This window comes from Bifidobacterium lemurum, assembly GCF_014898175.1.
Lineage (GTDB): Bacteria > Actinomycetota > Actinomycetes > Actinomycetales > Bifidobacteriaceae > Bifidobacterium > Bifidobacterium lemurum.
The window spans coordinates 1,400,894-1,418,362 of sequence record NZ_CP062948.1 but is presented as its reverse complement, the minus strand read 5'-3'; the positions used below and the strand labels follow the sequence as shown (position 1 = coordinate 1,418,362).

The following is a 17,469-nucleotide window of genomic DNA, read 5'->3' as shown; positions in this document are numbered from 1 at the left end:
GCTCATCCGTGGGCCTCGCCGTCTCGAAGCGCGCCGTCTTCGGCCAGCCAGTCACGTCGCAGGGCGTCCATATGCCGCGCGGCCGACGCGAAATCCCCGCGACGGGCCAATATCTCGACCGCGCCGAGCTGGTTGCGCAGGTCATGACGGCGTTGGGCGGCGGCTTTCACATGATGGGCGATGGCCGCGTACTCCTCCAGCTGCGCGTCCAGACGCTCCTCCAGCAACGCGTTGCGTGCCTGATGCTCGCGGGCCTCCATCTCGCGCGACATCGAAGCTGAGACGGCCATATCCGTCACCAGACACACGAGGGCCAACACATCCGCCGCGATGGTGAAAGCCGTGGCGTCGCGGAATATGGTGACGGCCATCATCAACGTGAAGCACAGCACCGCCAGCTGCACGGCGGAGAACATGAGGAACGGGTCGTGGTCCTGATCGGCGCTTTGGGCGCGAGCGAGTATGGCCACGCGCACCCGTTGGACGAACAGGGTGTCCAGCAGCATCAGCGTGCCGGCGGCGATCACCGCGACGGCGACGATGTCGGCCCCGCCGGCCAGCGGCGCGTCCGGCCCATACAGCAGGGCTTTCGCCTGCACCGCGCCGAAGGTGAGCAGCGCGCTCACCGCGACGATGATCAGATTGCGCACGATCGTGAATCCGCGCACCCGCGGCTCGACGCGGTACCAACGATACGGCACCACCACCAGCATCAGCGCGGGCAGCAGCGCATACCGCACCAGCATCACCAGGAATCGCGCGGCCGACGGCCACCGACCGAACGGCGCGGAGGCCAACGCGGACAGCACCGTCGGGTCGAGCGCAAGAAACACCGTCAACAGCGCGCACTGCACCGGCATGAACGATACCCGCACCGGAACCAACCAGATCTGCGCGTGGAACTGCGTGATGCACACCACGCTGACCGCCAGCAGCCATGCCGTCGTATGTGGGTCGAACAACAGCGAAACCAGCCCCATGGCGACGCCTATCTCACATAGGAGAGGAAGGCCTCACGCGCCTGCGCGGCCCTGCGTTGGCTCACCGGAACCGTCACCCCGTTGGACAGCTCCATCTGCGCGGATTGGAAGCGCCACACATACGCCAGATTCACCAGATAGCTTTTGTGGCAGCGCACGAAACGCGAGGGGAGGCGCGCGGAGAGCTCGTCCAATTTGAGATACGACTCGATGACGCCGCGTTCCGTATGGATGCGCGAGATGCGGCCGCGGCTTTCCGCGTAGATGATGTCTCGAGGAGTCACCGAATATTCGGCGTTGCCCACGCGGACGCCGATGGGACGTTCCGATTCCTCGCGCAGGCGGACGGCGGCACGCGCCAACGCGTCGCGCAGGTCGGATTCGCGCACGGGTTTGAGCAGGAAGCTCACATGGTCGGTGTTGTAGACGCGTGTGCAGTATTCGATATGTCCGGTCACGTAGATCACCTGCGTGCCGCAGGAGGGTGGGAAGAGGCGGCGGACCGCGTCGATGCCGGCCGCGGCGTCGAGGTCGCCGCCGACCACGCGGACAGAGCCGCCGCACGCGTCGCCCGCATCGTTCACATTGCCCATGCGGCCCATATCGCCCACGCGATTGGGATCGCCCGAGCCGCCCATGTCGCCTGAGTGGGTCGTATGGCCCGCATCACCGCCGCTCCCGTTGCGCAACGCGATGTCCATCAGCACGATATCCAGCCGCCGGGAGGCACGATCGGCGAGGTGGCGTTCCAGCTCGCCGACCCCCGAAAACGAGAGGACGTCCATGTTCGGGCCGAGGACCTCGGCACCCACACGATTCACCGTATCGACCAGCGCCTCGCGCTGTAGCCGGTCATCGTCAACAACGGCCAAGGTATACACAGGCAACCCCTTTGCTCTCTGGTTACGAATATACGAGTTCCTGCATCAAACGAGGTGATGGATGGCAAAAATGCGGACGTTGACGTCATAATCGCGCCCGCACGACCGTATGCGGACGTTGACGTCATAATCGCGCCCGCACGACCGTATGCGGACACATCCCCCCGATAAAAATCCCCTTCACCCGAGTGACACGCGCGGAGACGAATGTGGATAGAAAAGTGAGTTATCCACATTATGGGGATAAGAGTGTGGATAATTCACTAGGTTATCCACACAATGGGGATAACTTGGTGCATAACTTGGGGATAACCTCACACGTCCCCACAAGGGACTTGCACCGCTTCCACACTCGTGGTATGAGCGCGAGGGACGCGACGCCACGGGAGTCCCGACGAGCCGCGTCCCCGCACGCCCGAAAACCGGTTATGCAGGCAGCGTCGACTCCCGCTCCAAAAGCCGAAAACCCGATGTGAACGTGCTGGGCGCGGATCTATCGCCCGCGATGCGCTTCACGAGCGCGTCAACGGCGAGCTCGGCGTATTGGTCGACACGCGAATCGATGGTGGTCAACGGCGGAATGGAGAACACGCCATCCGGCAGATTGTCGATTCCGGTGACCTGGACCTCATTCGGGACGTCGATATGCATCTTCGTCAACGCGGAGATCACGCCTATGGCCACGGCATCGTTCGCGCACACCAAAGCATCCGGCAAAGTCTCCCCGCGGGATAGTTCGAACGCGGCGGTCGCGCCGTCGCCGCCGGTCAATCGTTCGCACGCCGCCACATGGGCCCAATCAACGGGAAGGTCGCGATCGCGAAAGGCCTGCACATACCCCTGCAGCCGCAACGACGAATTCCCCTCCGTCGCGCGGAACACCAGCCGCTCGCGTTCCCGACGGTCGGAATCGGCGCGCATCAGCTCCTGAGGCGCGCCGACGAACCCGACGCGCCTCGCGCCTCGGTCGAGCAGCCAGCCCGTCATGCACCTTGCCGCCTCGGCATTGGGCATGGTGACCATATCGCATAGCCCGTGCGCGGAATAATCGCCGGTGATCACCAATGGGTAATCCTGCTGGAACAGCGGCGATTCGGCCGCGATGGGCTCATCGGCGAACATGATCCAACCGTCCGCGTTGAGTTTGCGCGACGCCACGGCGAAACTATCGGCCCGATGCTCAAAGGTTCCGAATGTGCTGATGACGATCGCATACCCTCTGCGGCGGGCGCTTTCCGTCAACAGATCGGCGAAGTACCCGAAGAACGGCTGGTCGAAATTGGGGATCGCCAGACCGATCACGCCGGTCCGCCCCGTCTTCAACGCCTTGGCGGAATGGTTGACGCTGTACCCCAGCCGTTCGATGGCTTCGGTCACCCGGATCCGGGTTCGCTCGCTCATCTGCCCTTCATTGTCGTTGATGACGTTCGACACCGTTTTCACGGACACCCCGGCCGCCGAAGCCACGTCCTTCATCGTGATATTGCGCGCGCCCATATTCACCTTCATCGTTTACGTTCGTCTCCGATTTCATCTTACTTCCTTGACGGGGGGCGGTCGTCGACATTCCACTTCCTACAAGATGTGGCGGCGGCCCATACCGAGCCGCCGCCACAGCGAGCGATCCACGAGCCGGGATCAGCGGCTCCTGCCGAATACCCGCATCGAGACGACCGCCGCACCCATCAGCAGCAACGCCACCGCCGCCGCGATAGCCGCCGTTACGCCGGCACCGGTGCGGGCGATGCCCTGATTGTCTCCGGATGTCGCGTCGTCATCGGATCCGGGCTGACCGGAGGGCACCTGTCCGCCGTCAGCGTCGCCATCGCCGTCAGCGTCATCGTCGCCCTCGCCATCCGGCTGCCTGACCTGCAGACCGTCCATGGCCGCCGTCAACGATTCGACCGCGCCGTCAACCGTCGCCTGGTCGGCATCGGCGTCGGCGAGCGTCGCGCGCGCCGCCTCAAGCGCTTGGGCGAACACGGCCCAGGACTCCTCCGTATAATCGGCCTGCCGCTTTGCCTCGGCCGCTTCGACGGCGGCGCTCAGAGCGCTCTTATCCACTTCGACGGGCTCCTGCGACTTGGTCAACGACCATAGCTGCGAATCGTCGCTCTCATCGAACGGCTGCATCCGCACGCTGCCGTCCTCCTCCGCGGTAAGATACAACGTCTCGTCGGCCACGTTGCGGAAACGGTAATAGCCGTCGCCCGCGTCGATCTTCGTCCACTCGTATTTCGCCGTGCCCTCATCGACCCATTGCGCCATTTTCTTGCCGCTGAGCGAGCCCGACCCCCATGGCGCCATGGCGCGTCCTCCGCTTTTGTTCAGGAACGTGAAGGAGTCATCGGATTTGGATTGAAGATGCCATAGCTGCGTTTCGGCGCCCTCCGCCTCATCCTCGACGACGATATCGGCCACGTCTCCGGTGAACGAGGCATCCTGCGTCTTGCCGCCCGTGCCCAGCACCTTGCCGGTCGATTTGTTGGACACCACATAGTAGTCGCCTTCGCTGTCGCCGAAGTCGATATCGGCATACTGGATCAGCGAACCGCTGAAGCCGGTATGCAGAATCAGCACGCGACCGGACTGCAGACAGGTCAGATTGCGGCTGTACCCGCCGCCCAGCGTGGTCTTGTATTCGGTCCACTCGCCGTCGGAGCTGCCGGACTGGTTGATCCACACATCGCCGCTGCCGGAGGCGTTGTACAGCAGCGAACCGTCGGAGCGCCTCACCAAGACGGGGCTTCCGCCCTGTGCGAGGGATTTGCTGCCGGACGAGACGGGAAGATTGTTCGTGTTCGTTCCCTGCCCCTCGACTTTGTAGAATTCGAGCGGACTATCGGCGATCTTGTATTTCGTGGAACCGTTGCCGCCCCAATCCTCATAGGTCATCATCCATTTGCCGTCGGTGGTCTGCACGACATTGGCCATGCCGGGACGCCCATTGCCGATTTTGCCGTCGGAGAACGATTTTCCGGCGACGTCAAGCACCGCCTCGCTCCATGACGAGGATGCCGTGCCGTCCCAGGTGCGGTGGGCCAGCACCTGTCCGCCGTTGTCGGCGCCCGTCTCGTCGTCCGCGGCCAATTGGAGCACGCCGGTCTGCGAATCATACCCGGAGTAATCCCGTTCGTCGGAGTAATAGCACACCAACATGCCGTCATACACCATCAGATACGGCTCCCAGACCGGATCCACCTGGCGGTATGTGTTCTCGCTGGAGATGATCTTGCCTCCGGCCCGGGCGCTGCCGCCTTGCCACCCTCCTTCGGTGACGATGCCCAGCACGTCCCAGCTCACGCCGCCGTCGTCGCTGGAGAACAAAGCGATGGCCATGTCCTTGCGGTCACCGTCCGAACCGTTGTACCACGAATCGCCTTGCGCGGCCTTCTGCTCCTTGTAGTACACGTCGTCTCCGCTGACGACGCTGGCCAGCAGCAGCGTGCCGGCCTGTAGGTCGCCGACGGTCTCCGGCAGCACATAGAGATATGGATTGGTCCAATTGCTCACGTACTTGCTGTACTCGGGATTGTCGGGCTCCAGATCGTGAGGCGAAGGCACTTCGGAGATCTTCTGCCAGGAGTCGCCGCCGTCATCGCTCGCGTAGACCGGCAGGGTCTCCCCGACGGGGTCGCCTACGGAGCGCTCGAATGTGGCGACGATGCGTCCGCTATCCAGCTGGGCGGCTTTGGGGTACACGATGCAGCCGCTGTAGTCGCCGCCTTTGTTGCACCGCTCGGTCTCACCGTCCATCTCGTACATGACCTGCGGCGCAGGCGTGTAGGCGTTCGCCGTCGAAACGCCCACCGTTCCCACCGCCGCCATCGTCGCGGTCACGGCGAAAGCGGCGGCTATTCTCTTTATGGTTTTCAGGGTTGGCTGCGACACAGCAGCACCTCCTTATTTCTCTGTTTCTTGGATTGATGGTGGCGAACCACGCCTCTCGTCACACGTCGGATTCCATGGATTCGAGGATGCGCACGCCCCATGGGGCCACGCTGATGCGATCGCCGACGCGAACGGCTTGCGCGGACGCGTCTTCGTCGGAGAGAAGGTCCACGCCCTCATATGGGCTTGCGAAGGCGACCTCGTTCGGCGAATAGTTCAACAGGTAGGTGATCGTCCTGCCCAGGGCGTTGACGCCTCGGCGGACGGTGATGGTTCCGGCGAGCGCGTCCGACTCCTGTGCGATGCCGGCGGCGGTCAGGGCTTCGCGCATGATGCCGCGGGTCGTTTCGGCATCGGTCATCGTCGCCACCCACTGCGCCCATCCGTCGCGGTAAGCGTTGCGCGTGACGGCCGCGTATCCCCGCCACGCGGGATGCCCGTAGCGAGCGAGCACCTGCGTTCCCTGCGCGGGCTCGACGAGTTCCATAATGGTCGACGGCGCGCCTTCCAGACCCGACAACGACCCTTCGAACGACAGGGCGGCATCGTCGGAATGGATGGTGAACTCACCCACGCGGATGCCGAACACCTCCGCCAGCCCGTGCGGCTGCCGGTCGCACCACACCGTCACATCCTCGTTGGCGAAGAACGACTTGAATGTGGACAACAAGTGGCCGCCTTGGCCCACGTATTCCTTCAGCGAGGCGATCAGGCGCTCCGACACGCAGTACAGCGCCGGAGCGATGACCAGCCCATAGGAGGAGAGCCGTTCCGATTCAACGTCGGGCGGCAGGATATCCACCTCCACATTGAGTTCGAACAGCGCGTCGTAAAGCCAACGCAGCACGTCGTTGTACGCGACGAGCCCTGAACTGTCCCCTTCCTCGTAGGGGGCCGGCTTGGGGAATCCCGTCTCTATAGTGAACCGATTGAGCGCCGACAACGAATCGTTGCTGACGATGATGGCGACCCTGTTGCGCTTGCTCAGGTTGACGAGATGCCCGCCGATGCGTTCGATCTCCCCGCCGAACACCGCGGCCTCGCGGTAGACCGGATTCGGCTCGAAATCATGGGAGAGCACACCCTTCCACAAGGTCTCGAACGAATTATGGATCGAATGCCAGTGCCAATACATCACCGAATTGGAACCGGAGGCCAGATGGCTGTATGCCTGCAATCTCAGCTGTCCCGGGAACGGCATCCAGCCGGGCTGCCCTTGGGCCTGGGTCTCCATCACCAGATAGTTCCTGCCGTTTTTGGTCGATCTGGTCAGGTCGCCGCCGAAGGCGATCTCCTTGCCGGTCAGGCGGGATTCCGTCGGATGGTAGATGTCCACCGAAGTGCAGTCCAACGCTTCGGCGTTGGCGAAATGGTCGGCCCACGGCTGCACGCCGTAGCTGTAGCCGCGCCATTCCAAATCATGGTTCTGCGTGACGAACTGATCCTCACGCGCGTATTCGCGCACGATGGACGCCTGCCAGGCGAGGTATTCGGCCACGCAGGATCGTCGGAAGCGGTCGAACGCCCCCGCCAGCGATCCGTTGATGGTTTCCGAAAGATCTGGGAAACACTCCCAGTCGTCGATGCGGTTGGACCAATAATCCAAACCGAACGCGGCGTTCAACGCATCGAGGTCATCATCGAACCGGTCCCGCAGATGCCGTACGAACGCCTGCTGGATGTCGTCGTTCAGCGCGTCGTAGTATTTCGTCTCATTGTCGATCTGGTAGCCGATCACCGCCCCGCGCTGGCAGACATGGCCTATCAGCGCCCGGATGACGCGCTCCGCCGCCTTACGGAAATCCTCGTTGACGATGTCCATGACCTGGCGGGGGCCGTATCGGCGCAGGCCCGCATGCTGGCGGACGAGAATCTCCGGATGACGCGCCGTCAGCCAGCTCGGCACCGCATATGTCGGAGTGCCGACGATGACGTTGATCCCGGCCCGCTCCATCGCGTCAAGCACACGGTCGATATGGGTGAAGTCGAATTCGCCCGGCCGCGGCTCCAGCGTGCTCCACGTCGATTCGGCGATGCGCACGGTGTTCATATGCGCCGCTTTGAGCATGGCCACGTCTTGATCGAGCCGGTCGTACGGCATGTACTCGTCATAGTATGCGGCGCCAAAAAGGATGTCGTCCTGTTGCGTCATAGTTCTGTCTCCGGATACGTCACGGCCTCGGCCGTGGGAAGGATGGAAAAGGGCTCGGCGACGGGAAGGAGAGGGCCGTCGCCAAGCCCCTGCGGACGGGATCCGCCCGCGGATGGATGGATTGCGGGGGTTACTGGACGGTGTATCCCTGGTCGACGCCATACTGCTTGAGCTGGTCCTCCCAGGTCTGGTATCCCTCGTCGAAGGTGGTGCCGCCGACCGCGGCCTGACCGGCGGAGTCGCCGAAGATGGAGCGCGCGTAGACGTCGTAGGGCAGGAACTGCCATTCGGTGTTCACGGTGTCGGCGGCTTCGGAAAGCACCTCGTTGAACTTCTGGTCGCCGAAGTAGGCGTCGGTTTTGTTCTTGAAGTCATCCGAGGCGAGCGTGGCCTTGTCCGCGGGGAACTGCCCCTGGTCGACGCGGATCTTGATGCCTTCGTCGCTGTGCGAGGCGAAGTCGATGAACTTCCATGCGGCTTCGACCTTGTCGGAGGAGGCCATGATGCCCAACGTGGAACCGCCGTCCTCGGCGTTGGAGACGTTGTCCGCGTCGAACTGCGGGGTGGCGGCCACACGCCAATTGCCGGACTGGTCGGGCGCGTTGTCGTCGAGCATGGAGGCCATCCAGGCGCCGATGGTCAGCGAGGCGAGCGTGCCTTCGTTCAGGGAACGGGACCATTCATCGGACCAACGCACGGTCTTGGTGTCGATCAGCCCCTCGTCGATCATCTTCTGCCAGTATTCCTTGAAGGTCTGATAGCCGGAGTCGTTCAGCAGATCGATTTCGATGTTCTCGCCGTCCACCTTGAACGGATGTCCGCCGGCGATCCAGATCATCAGCTCTTCGACGTACGCTTCGCCGGAATCCGCGGTGATGTAGTAGTCGTCGCCCAAGGCGTGGATCTTCTTGGCCGCCTCGTAGTACTCGTCCATTGTGGTCGGCGGTTCGGTCACACCGGCCTGGTCGAAGATCGCCTTGTTGTAGAACAGCGCCATCGGGCCGGAATCCATGGGCAGGCCATAGATGCCGTCGTTCACATTCACCGAGCTCCACGTGCCGGGCGTATAGAAATCGTCGTATTCCGAGGCGCCCAGGTCGGAGAGATCCAGCAGGGAGCCGTTGAGGGCGTACTGGGAGATGGCGTAGTATTCGACCTGCGCCACATCGGGAGCGCCGTTGCCAGCGGAGATGGCGTTGTTCAACGCCTTGTACTGGTCGTCGGCGGTTCCGGCGTTGGTGATTTCGATTGTGATGTTCGGGTTCTCCTCCTCGAACGCCTCGGCCACATCCGTCAGGGTGGGCTCCCATGCCCATACGTTCAGGGTGATCTGTTCGTCGGACTCGTCCGTTCCTTGGGCCGACGAGCTGCTGCCGCACGCGGCCATGGACAGCATGGTGGCGGCGGCGAGACCCGCTGCGAACGCTTTCTTCAGGGACTTCATTGTCTATTCTCCTTGTGGTTGGTGTCGGTTGATGGTTGATATCGATTGCTTTGCCTGTTCAGGAAAGCGGCGGTTACGGGTGGTATGACCTCCTTATTCTTTGACGGCTCCTGCGGCGAGTCCTGATTGCCAGTATTTCTGGAGCATGAGGAACGCGATGACCAGGGGATGATGGTGATCAGGCTTCCGGTGATCACGAGGTTCTGGATCGCCTGCCCGCCCGCCGTGCTGGCCTGGTCCTTCCATTGGTTCAAACCGATGGTCAGGGGGTACCAGTCGGCGTCCTTGAGCATGATCAACGGGAGGAAGTAGTTGTTCCAGGTCGCCACGATCGTGAACAGCGCGGTCGTCACGATCCCGGGCGCCAAGAGGGGCAGGCTGACCTGCCAGAACGTGCGCCACTCGCCCGCCCCGTCCACGCGCGCCGCCTCCAGGAGCTCGGTGGGCACGGCCTGCTCCGAGAAGATCCACATCAGGTACAGGCCGAACGGCGAGATCAGGCTCGGGATGATCATCGCCCACGGCGTGTTCGTCAACCCCAGTTTGGCGAACAGGAGGAACTGCGGGACCGCCAATGCGATGCCGGGCACCGAGATGGAGCCGATGATGACCGCGAACACGGCCCTGCGGCCCGGGAAGCGGAACTTGGCCAGGGCGTAGCCGCCCATGATCGCCAGCAGGGTCGCCCCGCCCGCGCCCACCACCACGTACAGGAGCGTGTTCACCAGCCAGCGGGCGAAGATCCCGTCCTGGTAGGCGAACACCGTGGCGATGTTGTCCCACAGGGCGAACGTGTCGCCGAAGCCCAGGCCGAACGTGGACGTGAAGTCCGCCTGCGTCTTGGTCGCGTTGATCAGCAGGTACACGAACGGGAACAGGCAGTACACGGCGAACACCGCGCACACCACCGTCAGCAGCACCGACCTCCTGGGGTTGGCCACGTTCGCGAACCCGTTCCTGGCGGCCCGTTTGCGCTCGGCCTTCTCGTCGCGCGCGACCCTCCTCTGGCGCTCCCTCTCGGCCCTTTTCGCGGCCCGCTCCTGCGCCCTGAGATCCGAGGCCGTCATCGTCGCCGTGCTCATCGCAGTCCTCCCTCGTGTCCGCGCGCCATGCGCGCCGTCGTCCCGATCGTCCTCGCCCGTTCAACCCGCGCGCTCATTTCATCTGCTCCTTCATGCTGTTGAGCTGCACCGCGTACGCGATCGCCATGGTGATCACGGCCATCACGATCGCCAGGGCGGCCGCGTAATTGCTCTGGTTGCCGCTGAAGCTCAGGTTGTACGCGTACATGTTCGGCGTGTAATACGTCGTGATCGCGTTGCCCGGCACCATGTTCTCCATGATCGACGGCTCGTTGAACAGCTGGAACGAGCCGATGATCGAGAAGATCACCGTGATCGCCAACGACCCCTTCAACTCCGGCAATTTGATCCGGCGGATGATCTGCCACTCCGACGCGCCGTCGATGCTCGCCGCCTCGTACAGGGAATGCGGGATCGTGGAAAGCGAGCTGTAGAAGATCAGCATGTTGTAGCCCGTGAACTCCCACGTCACGATGTTCCCGATGCTCGCCAACAGCACGCTCGGCGCCAGCACGTCCAGATCAGTGCCCAGCAGATCGTTCAACGAGCCCACCAGACCGTACTTCGCGCCGTACATGAACCCCCAGATCATCGTCGAGACCACGGCCGGCACCGCGTACGGCAGGAAGGTCGAGATGCGGAAGAACTTCGCGCCGTGCAGCTTCATCGAATCCAACGCCAACGCCAACGCGGCGGCCAGGAACAGCATGATCGGCACCTGCACCACCGTGAACAGGGCCACCCGGCCCACCGAACTCCAGAAATTCGGATCCTGGAACAAACGCACGTAATTATCGACCCCCACGAACCGGGTACCGCCCACCATGCGCTTCTGGAAGAACGAGATGTACACCGCGTACACGATCGGCACGATGAACACGAACACGAACACCACCGCGAACGGCCACATGAACTTCCAACCACGCCAATCAGCCCTATGCCGATTCACACGCGCCGACGCCGAATGCGAGGGTAATGGGCGCATCGCCACGCCACCTCCCTCATCCGCCGCAATGTGAGATCGAACATTCATTATGCCTCCTAATATGCCTGTTGCATGATTCATCGTTAAAGATGAATCAACCAATACAAAAGCCTTTATTTCTAGCGATAAAACAGAGAAGTTTTTGTCAACTTTGTACATTGCTTCTCTTTTTTACTTCATCGTTGAAGTAACTATATCGCACTTTTTCGAAGTGCGCAACATCGTCCGACACGCGAACAAACACAGCGTTCCATCCCGTCAGCAACTACTCTCGGACCTGCACGCAGGGAGACGACGCCCATGGACAAATCGGGCGGAGGCCTCGCCCGTCTCGGACCTGCGCGCAGGGAGAAGATGCCATGTCCCACATCAGAACGTCGACACCACACGACACCCGTTCATCCATCAACCGTCGCATCCTCGCGCTGGCGATCCCCACATTCGGGCAGCTCATCGCCGAACCGGCGTTCATCCTGATCGACACGGCCATCGTCGGCCATGTCGGCGACTCCGCGCTGGCGGGGCTCTCCATCGGCTCGACCATCATCCTCACCACCGTGGGACTGTGCGTGTTCCTCGCCTACGGCACCACCAGCCAGGTCGCCAAACTCATCGGCGCGGGCCGACGCCGCGAAGGGCTCGAAGCGGGCATCGACGGATTGTGGCTGGCGCTCGGCATCGGCACGGCGGTCTCGATCGCGCTGTTCGCCGCCGCCGAACCGCTGTGCTGGGCGATGGGCGCGCACGGCGAGGTGCTCGCCAACGCGGTCGGATACCTGCGCGCCGTCGTGTTCGGACTGCCCGGCATGTTGCTCGTCTACGCGGCCAACGGCATCTTCCGCGGGCTGCAGAAGGCGCGCGTCACACTGACCGCCGCCGTGGCCGGCGCCATCGCGAACACCGTGCTTGACCTGCTGTTCGTGTTCGGATTCGGTTGGGGCATCGTCGGCTCCGGCGTGGCGACGCTGATCGCGCAATGGTTCATGGGCGTGTTTCTGGTGGTGCCGGCGATTCTGTGGTCTCGGGCGGACGGCGCAAGCGTTCGACCGCGGCTCGGCGGCATCCTGCGCAGCGCGGGCGACGGCGCGCCGCTGTTCCTGCGCACGCTGGCCCTACGCGTCTGCATGGTCGCCACGGTGATGTTCGCCGCACGCATGGGCGAACAGGTGCTCGCCGCCTATCAGGCGGTGAATTCCAGTTGGAATTTCGTCATCAACATGCTTGATGCGATCGGCATCGCGGGACAGGCGCTGGTCGCCACCGAATTGGGCGCGGGTCGGCGGGGCGAGGCGCGGCGAATGACCTCGGCGGCCGCGCGCGCCGGACTGGTCGGAGGAATAATCATCGGCCTTGCGCTGGCCGCCGCCGGCGTATTGGCGGCCCCTCTGTTCAGCGCGAATCCCGCGATCCAGCAGCTGATCGCCATCGGCATGGTCACACTGGCCGTGTTCCTGCCGCTGGGCGGTTGGATGTGGGCGCTGGACGGCATTCTGATCGGCGCGGGAGATTACCGGTATCTCGCCGCGACCTGCCTGATCACCGCGGCAGTGTATCTGCCATGCCTGTTCGGCGCCGGCGCATTGGACGCGTGGATCGACTCGGCCGAACTGCTCGACGGCGCGCCGCTCAGCCTGGACGCGCTGCGCACCATCACCGTGTGGGCCCTCATCAACGTGGTGTTCATCGGCCTTCGCGCGGTGTTCAACGGAGCACGGGCCCGCACCGACCGCTGGATGTGACCATTCGTCATGCCGAGCGGAGCCGAGGCGTCCGGGCGGAGTCGAGGCATCCGGTTCACCGACGGAAATTCCTTCGACTACGCCCTCGGGCTTCGCTCAGGATGACGACAGGGCAGCATTCCCGCGTGCGATAACGCGGAAAACACACGTCCCAGACCTCCGAATCAAAGGCGATGACGAGTTTGGCGTGTCGATTTCTCGAGACAAGGCCATTGTTCCACACCAAACTCGCGAATCAATCGTTTTACACGGCCGCCTCCGAGAAGCCGCACACACCAAACTCTCCACGCCCAGCTGAAGGGCGGGTTTCCATTATTCCAAGCGGAGACTTCGCCTCGCTGACGAGTACATGGCGGTCACCAGTTTTTCACGCCAGGCGCTCCAGCCGTACTGTTTGGTGATGGACTCACCCGCGGTCGCCCCCAGCGACGAACCATCGGCGCGGGTCAGGTCGAAAAGCATATCCAGCAATACGGGGTCGTGGTCGAGCCGCGCGGCGAGCTCCTCCCCCACCGCGGGATCGTTGGGGTTGCGGCCGGTGGCGAAATCAGACAAGGTGAGATGCTCGCGCGTCAACAGCGTGGCCCAGCCCACGATATCCTCGTCGAAACCCATGCGCCGCAGAATCACCGGCACATGGCGTGCTCCCTCGGCCGCGTGGTCGCGCACGAACGCGCGCTTGCCTACATCGTGCAACAGACCGACCAGCAGCAGCGCGGCGTAATGGCGGTCGTCATACGCCTCCCGCGCCCCCTCGCGGTATCGGGACAGGCGGGACACCACCTCGACGCTGTGGCGGTCGATGGTGTAGCGATGCGCGGCCGACGCGCTCGGGCGGTTGCGCACGCCCAGCCATTCGGGAATCCACCGGCCGGGAAGATCCACGAAGTCGATCTCCTCCCACACGCGCATCAGCTCCGGCCCGCAAGCCAGCAGACGCAGGAACAGCGCGCGCGACTCCTGCGTCCACTGGCTGTCGCGAATCGGACACTGTTTGAGATTCGCCAAGGTTGCGGGATTGATCGGCAGTCCGGTCTCGCCGGACGCGACGGCCACCCGCAACGCCAACGTGGCATCGCGAGACGGTTCGACTCCGGGCGCCAGCACCAGTTCGCCCTCATGCTTGGCCACGCCGGGCGCGACCAGTTCGAACTGCGGGGCCTCACGTCGCCCGCCGCCCCGCGGAGACATGATCTGGAAGAACGAGAATCTGGGCTTCTCATGCACCAGCGAATGCTCGGCGCGGGAGGCGGTGGAGTCGAGCGAGAACGCGATGCGGCGGCCGATGCGCGCCAGCAGCGTCTGCAGATCGTCGATCGCATAGGCGGTGCGTTCGGCCTCGGGCCAGGTGGGATCAGCCAGACCGAGCATGACGGCGACTTGGGCCTGATAGGGGGCGAGCAGCAGATTCGTGTCTTTGCCGGCAGCCAGATGGATGCAGTCGCGCACGTCGAGCAGACGTTCCACGGCCTCGTCGTAGACGCCGTGCGGGCGGTCGGCCAGCCATGAAGCGGCGAGCGCGGAGACCAGCACGGTATCGCGCAGGCCGCCGCGAGCCTCTTTGACGTCGGGTTGGTTGATATAGGGCAGGCGGCCGAATTCATTCAGACGGGATGCGGCGGAATCGAGCAGTTCGGGCAGACGTTTGCGCGCGGCCTTGCGCCATCGTTCGAGTATCGAGGCAGCGGTGGATTCGATCAGGGCCGCATCGCCGGCGATGGCGCGCACGTCGAGCCAACCCATGGCGGCGGGCAGGTCGTGGTCGGTGACGGACGCGCATTGCGCGCGCGTGCGCACCGCATGGTCGAGGTCAAGACCGCTGTCCCACAGCGGATACCACAGTTTGTTGGCGAGCTCGTTGATTTGGGTGTCGTTCAGCGCGTGGGGCTCATAGATCAGCACCAGGTCGAGGTCGGAGCTGGGTCCGACCTGTCCACGGGCGAGCGAGCCGACTGCGGCGAGCCCCACGCCGGAGTCGGGCACGGCGAAGGAGACGGACCCGCAGGCCTCGCGCCACAGCTCACGCAGAGCGTCCATCGCCAACGCGGTTCGCGCCTGGCGTTTCGCAGCGCCGTCGCGGTACACGCCGTCCTCATCCGGCTGGCTCATCTCCATGAACCGCCGTTTCAACCCATCCACAGCCGACATCATTCACTTCCGTTTCTTCGCCTCGTTTGGCCGTCATTGGCCCTTCATTCCAGCTATCTGCGTTAGCGGTAGTGGATTTCGGTGTCCGCAAACGTCAATCTACGTTAGCGGCAGTGCCCCTTTGCCCTTATTCCGTCTTTGGCCGTTGAAAAATGGGGCCTCGTATGTGGCGTAGAGCCCTAGAGGCACTACCGCTAACACAGATCGATATCTGCAACTTTGGTTTTCCACTACCGCTAACGCAGATAGGCCATCCGAAACCGGCGCTCCGCCGCGATAGCGGCGTGCAAAGCCGATTCGCCGGTCCCGCATAAGACAATCCCCGCGTGATGCCTGGCAGCGCGCGGGATAGTGTCTTATTGATGGCCCGAATCCCTCAGGAATCCGGACGTCTTATCAGATCGCGGCGGAGCCGGTCTCGCCGGTGCGCACGCGGGTCACGGAGTCGAGCGGGGCGACCCACACCTTGCCGTCGCCGATGGTGCCGGTGCCGGAGGCCTTGACGATCACACCGACCAGCGTCTCGGCGTCGGCGTCGTCGGCCAATACCTCCACACGGATCTTCGGAATCAGGTCGACGGTGTATTCGGCGCCGCGGTAGACCTCGGTGTGGCCGCGCTGGCGGCCGTAGCCGTTCGCCTCGGACACGGTCAGACCGTGCACGCCGGCGGCCGCGAGAGCCTCCTTGACGTCGTCGAGTTTATGGGGCTGGATGATGGCTGTGATGAGCTTCATCTCACTTCACCTCCTTGAGGACGGAGCTGGCGGTACCAGCAAAATCGTAAGCGCGTTCGCCCTGGTCGGCAAGATCGACGCCGCCGATCTCCTGGGCTTCGGTGACACGCCAACCGATCGTCTTCTCCAGAGCGAAGGCGATGATCGCGGTGACCACGGCGGAGTAGAGGATGGCGACCACGGCGATGATCACCTGGACGGCCAGCTGACGCCAGTCGCCGCCGGCCAGCAGGCCGGTGCCCTCGCCGAAGAAGCCGATGAGGACGGTGCCGGTCAGACCGCCGACGCCGTGCACGCCGACCACGTCGAGCGAATCGTCATAGCCGAACTTGAACTTGAGTCCGCAGGCGAGGCAGGTGAGCACGCCGGCGATGGCGCCCATCACCATGGCCCACAGCGGGGAGACCACATCGGCGGCCGGGGTGATGGCGACCAGGCCGGCGACCATACCGGAGGCGGCACCCATGGCGGTGTAGTGGCCGGAGCGGATCTTCTCGGTGAAGCCCCAGGCGAGCATGGCGGCCGCGGTGGCGGCGGAGGTGGACACCCAGGCGTAGCCGGCGGTGCCGTTGGCGGCGAAGGCAGAGCCGGCGTTGAAGCCGAACCAGCCGAACCACAGCAGGAAGGCGCCGAGCATCACGAAGGGCACGTTGTGCGGGCGGAACGGCTGCGTGCCGAAGCCCTTGCGCTTGCCGATGATCAGCACGATGATCAGCGCGGCGACGGCGGCGTTGATGTGCACGACGGTGCCGCCGGCGAAGTCATGGGCCGCGGCGCCGATGGCCTGGGAGATCGCGCCGTCGGCGGAAAGCAGACCGCCGTTCCAGACCATGTGGGCCATGGGGGCGTAGTCGAAGGTGACCCACAGCGCCACGAAGATCATCCAGGTGCTGTACTTGACGCGTTCGGCGATGGCACCGCAGATCAGGCCGACGGTGATCATCGCGAAGGCGACCTGGAAGGCCACGTCCACGCTCACCGGATAGTTGTTGCCGTTCAGGCCGGTGGCGGTGAAGACGCCGTCCTCGGCGACCATGGAGTCGCGCAGCAGGAAGCCGGCGGCCGGATCACCGAAGATGCCGGCGATGTCGGAGCCGGCGTAGGCGATGGACCAGCCCCACAGGGTCCAGATGATCATGGTGACCGACAGCGCGGCCGCCTCAAGCATCAGCATGTTCAGCACGGCCTTGGCTCGCACCATGCCGCCGTAGAAGAACGCCACACCAGGCGTCATGAGGAAAACCAGGGATGCGGAAGTCAATATCCAAGCGGTATTTCCGGAATCCAACATGTCTACCTCCCTCTCTTAAAGTTCGCGCCCGGCTGGGCAACCGGTCGGACGTCTTGGGTTATTCATTCTGCAGCTCTTACGGGCTAACAGTTGGCAGTGAACGCCCGACGCGTTTTGATTTCGTTACGACAAGTTACGCGA

11 protein-coding genes and 1 pseudogene are annotated in these 17,469 nt (G+C 63.6%); 1 reads left to right on the top strand and 11 read right to left on the bottom strand.

Translation table 11 applies throughout. From position 1 onward, the window contains the following. Positions 1-2: 2 nt before the first annotated feature. From BL8807_RS05240 to BL8807_RS05205, 8 genes and pseudogenes are all read right to left on the bottom strand, one after another. Positions 3-980 (bottom strand): hypothetical protein, encoded by a 978-nt coding sequence (locus tag BL8807_RS05240; RefSeq protein ID WP_072726975.1) that lies wholly within the window; start codon positions 978-980, stop codon positions 3-5. An 8-nt stretch (positions 981-988) separates the two neighbouring features. Then, positions 989-1,861, bottom strand: a complete 873-nt coding sequence (locus BL8807_RS05235) for a LytR/AlgR family response regulator transcription factor (protein ID WP_072726976.1) — start codon at positions 1,859-1,861, stop codon at positions 989-991. Positions 1,862-2,287: 426 nt separating this feature from the next. Next, positions 2,288-3,358: a LacI family DNA-binding transcriptional regulator gene (locus BL8807_RS05230; RefSeq protein ID WP_072726983.1), complete on the bottom strand. Its 1,071-nt coding sequence runs from the start codon at positions 3,356-3,358 to the stop codon at positions 2,288-2,290. 141 nt (positions 3,359-3,499) lie between these two features. Then, entirely contained in the window at positions 3,500-5,752 is a 2,253-nt protein-coding gene (locus BL8807_RS05225; protein WP_143148015.1) for an RICIN domain-containing protein, read from the bottom strand. A 58-nt stretch (positions 5,753-5,810) separates the two neighbouring features. Next, complete coding sequence (locus tag BL8807_RS05220; protein WP_072726978.1) at positions 5,811-7,904, bottom strand: beta-galactosidase; 2,094 nt, start codon at positions 7,902-7,904, stop codon at positions 5,811-5,813. Between the two features lie 130 nt (positions 7,905-8,034). Further along, the gene (locus BL8807_RS05215) at positions 8,035-9,348 is read right to left on the bottom strand and encodes an ABC transporter substrate-binding protein (protein ID WP_072726979.1); all 1,314 of its coding nucleotides are present in this window, start codon (positions 9,346-9,348) and stop codon (positions 8,035-8,037) included. A 93-nt stretch (positions 9,349-9,441) separates the two neighbouring features. Beyond that, positions 9,442-10,415 (bottom strand): annotated as a pseudogene (locus tag BL8807_RS05210) (carbohydrate ABC transporter permease). A gap of 88 nt (positions 10,416-10,503) precedes the next feature. Further along, positions 10,504-11,415: a carbohydrate ABC transporter permease gene (locus BL8807_RS05205; RefSeq protein WP_094725501.1), complete on the bottom strand. Its 912-nt coding sequence runs from the start codon at positions 11,413-11,415 to the stop codon at positions 10,504-10,506. Positions 11,416-11,774: 359 nt separating this feature from the next. On the opposite strand from BL8807_RS05205, the gene BL8807_RS05200 reads away from it, so the two are divergent. Next, positions 11,775-13,154 carry an MATE family efflux transporter gene (locus tag BL8807_RS05200; RefSeq protein ID WP_072727115.1) on the top strand — a complete coding sequence of 460 codons (1,380 nt, stop codon included), beginning with the start codon at positions 11,775-11,777 and terminating at the stop codon, positions 13,152-13,154. A 312-nt stretch (positions 13,155-13,466) separates the two neighbouring features. On the opposite strand, the gene BL8807_RS05195 is transcribed toward BL8807_RS05200, so the two are convergent. The 3 genes from BL8807_RS05195 to BL8807_RS05185 all read right to left on the bottom strand — a co-directional run bounded on the left by BL8807_RS05195 (position 13,467) and on the right by BL8807_RS05185 (position 17,328). Beyond that, on the bottom strand, positions 13,467-15,305 hold the full coding sequence (locus BL8807_RS05195; protein WP_072727116.1) for a [protein-PII] uridylyltransferase family protein: 1,839 nt from the start codon (positions 15,303-15,305) through the stop codon (positions 13,467-13,469). Positions 15,306-15,698: 393 nt separating this feature from the next. Then, on the bottom strand, positions 15,699-16,037 hold the full coding sequence (locus tag BL8807_RS05190) for a P-II family nitrogen regulator (protein ID WP_072727117.1): 339 nt from the start codon (positions 16,035-16,037) through the stop codon (positions 15,699-15,701). Position 16,038: 1 nt separating this feature from the next. After that, positions 16,039-17,328, bottom strand: coding sequence for an ammonium transporter (locus BL8807_RS05185; protein WP_072727118.1), 1,290 nt, complete (start codon positions 17,326-17,328; stop codon positions 16,039-16,041). Positions 17,329-17,469 lie beyond the last annotated feature (141 nt).

Excerpts from the sequence above, each read along its gene's own strand:
- BL8807_RS05240 (WP_072726975.1), bottom strand. The coding sequence starts at position 980 with ATGGGGCTGGTTTCGCTGTTGTTCGACCCACATACGACGGCATGGCTG.
- BL8807_RS05230 (WP_072726983.1), bottom strand. The coding sequence starts at position 3,358 with ATGGGCGCGCGCAATATCACGATGAAGGACGTGGCTTCGGCGGCCGGG.
- BL8807_RS05220 (WP_072726978.1), bottom strand. The coding sequence starts at position 7,904 with ATGACGCAACAGGACGACATCCTTTTTGGCGCCGCATACTATGACGAG.
- BL8807_RS05215 (WP_072726979.1), bottom strand. The coding sequence starts at position 9,348 with ATGAAGTCCCTGAAGAAAGCGTTCGCAGCGGGTCTCGCCGCCGCCACC.
- BL8807_RS05205 (WP_094725501.1), bottom strand. The coding sequence starts at position 11,415 with ATGCGCCCATTACCCTCGCATTCGGCGTCGGCGCGTGTGAATCGGCAT.
- BL8807_RS05200 (WP_072727115.1), top strand. The coding sequence starts at position 11,775 with ATGTCCCACATCAGAACGTCGACACCACACGACACCCGTTCATCCATC.
- BL8807_RS05195 (WP_072727116.1), bottom strand. The coding sequence starts at position 15,305 with ATGATGTCGGCTGTGGATGGGTTGAAACGGCGGTTCATGGAGATGAGC.
- BL8807_RS05190 (WP_072727117.1), bottom strand. The coding sequence starts at position 16,037 with ATGAAGCTCATCACAGCCATCATCCAGCCCCATAAACTCGACGACGTC.
- BL8807_RS05185 (WP_072727118.1), bottom strand. The coding sequence starts at position 17,328 with ATGTTGGATTCCGGAAATACCGCTTGGATATTGACTTCCGCATCCCTG.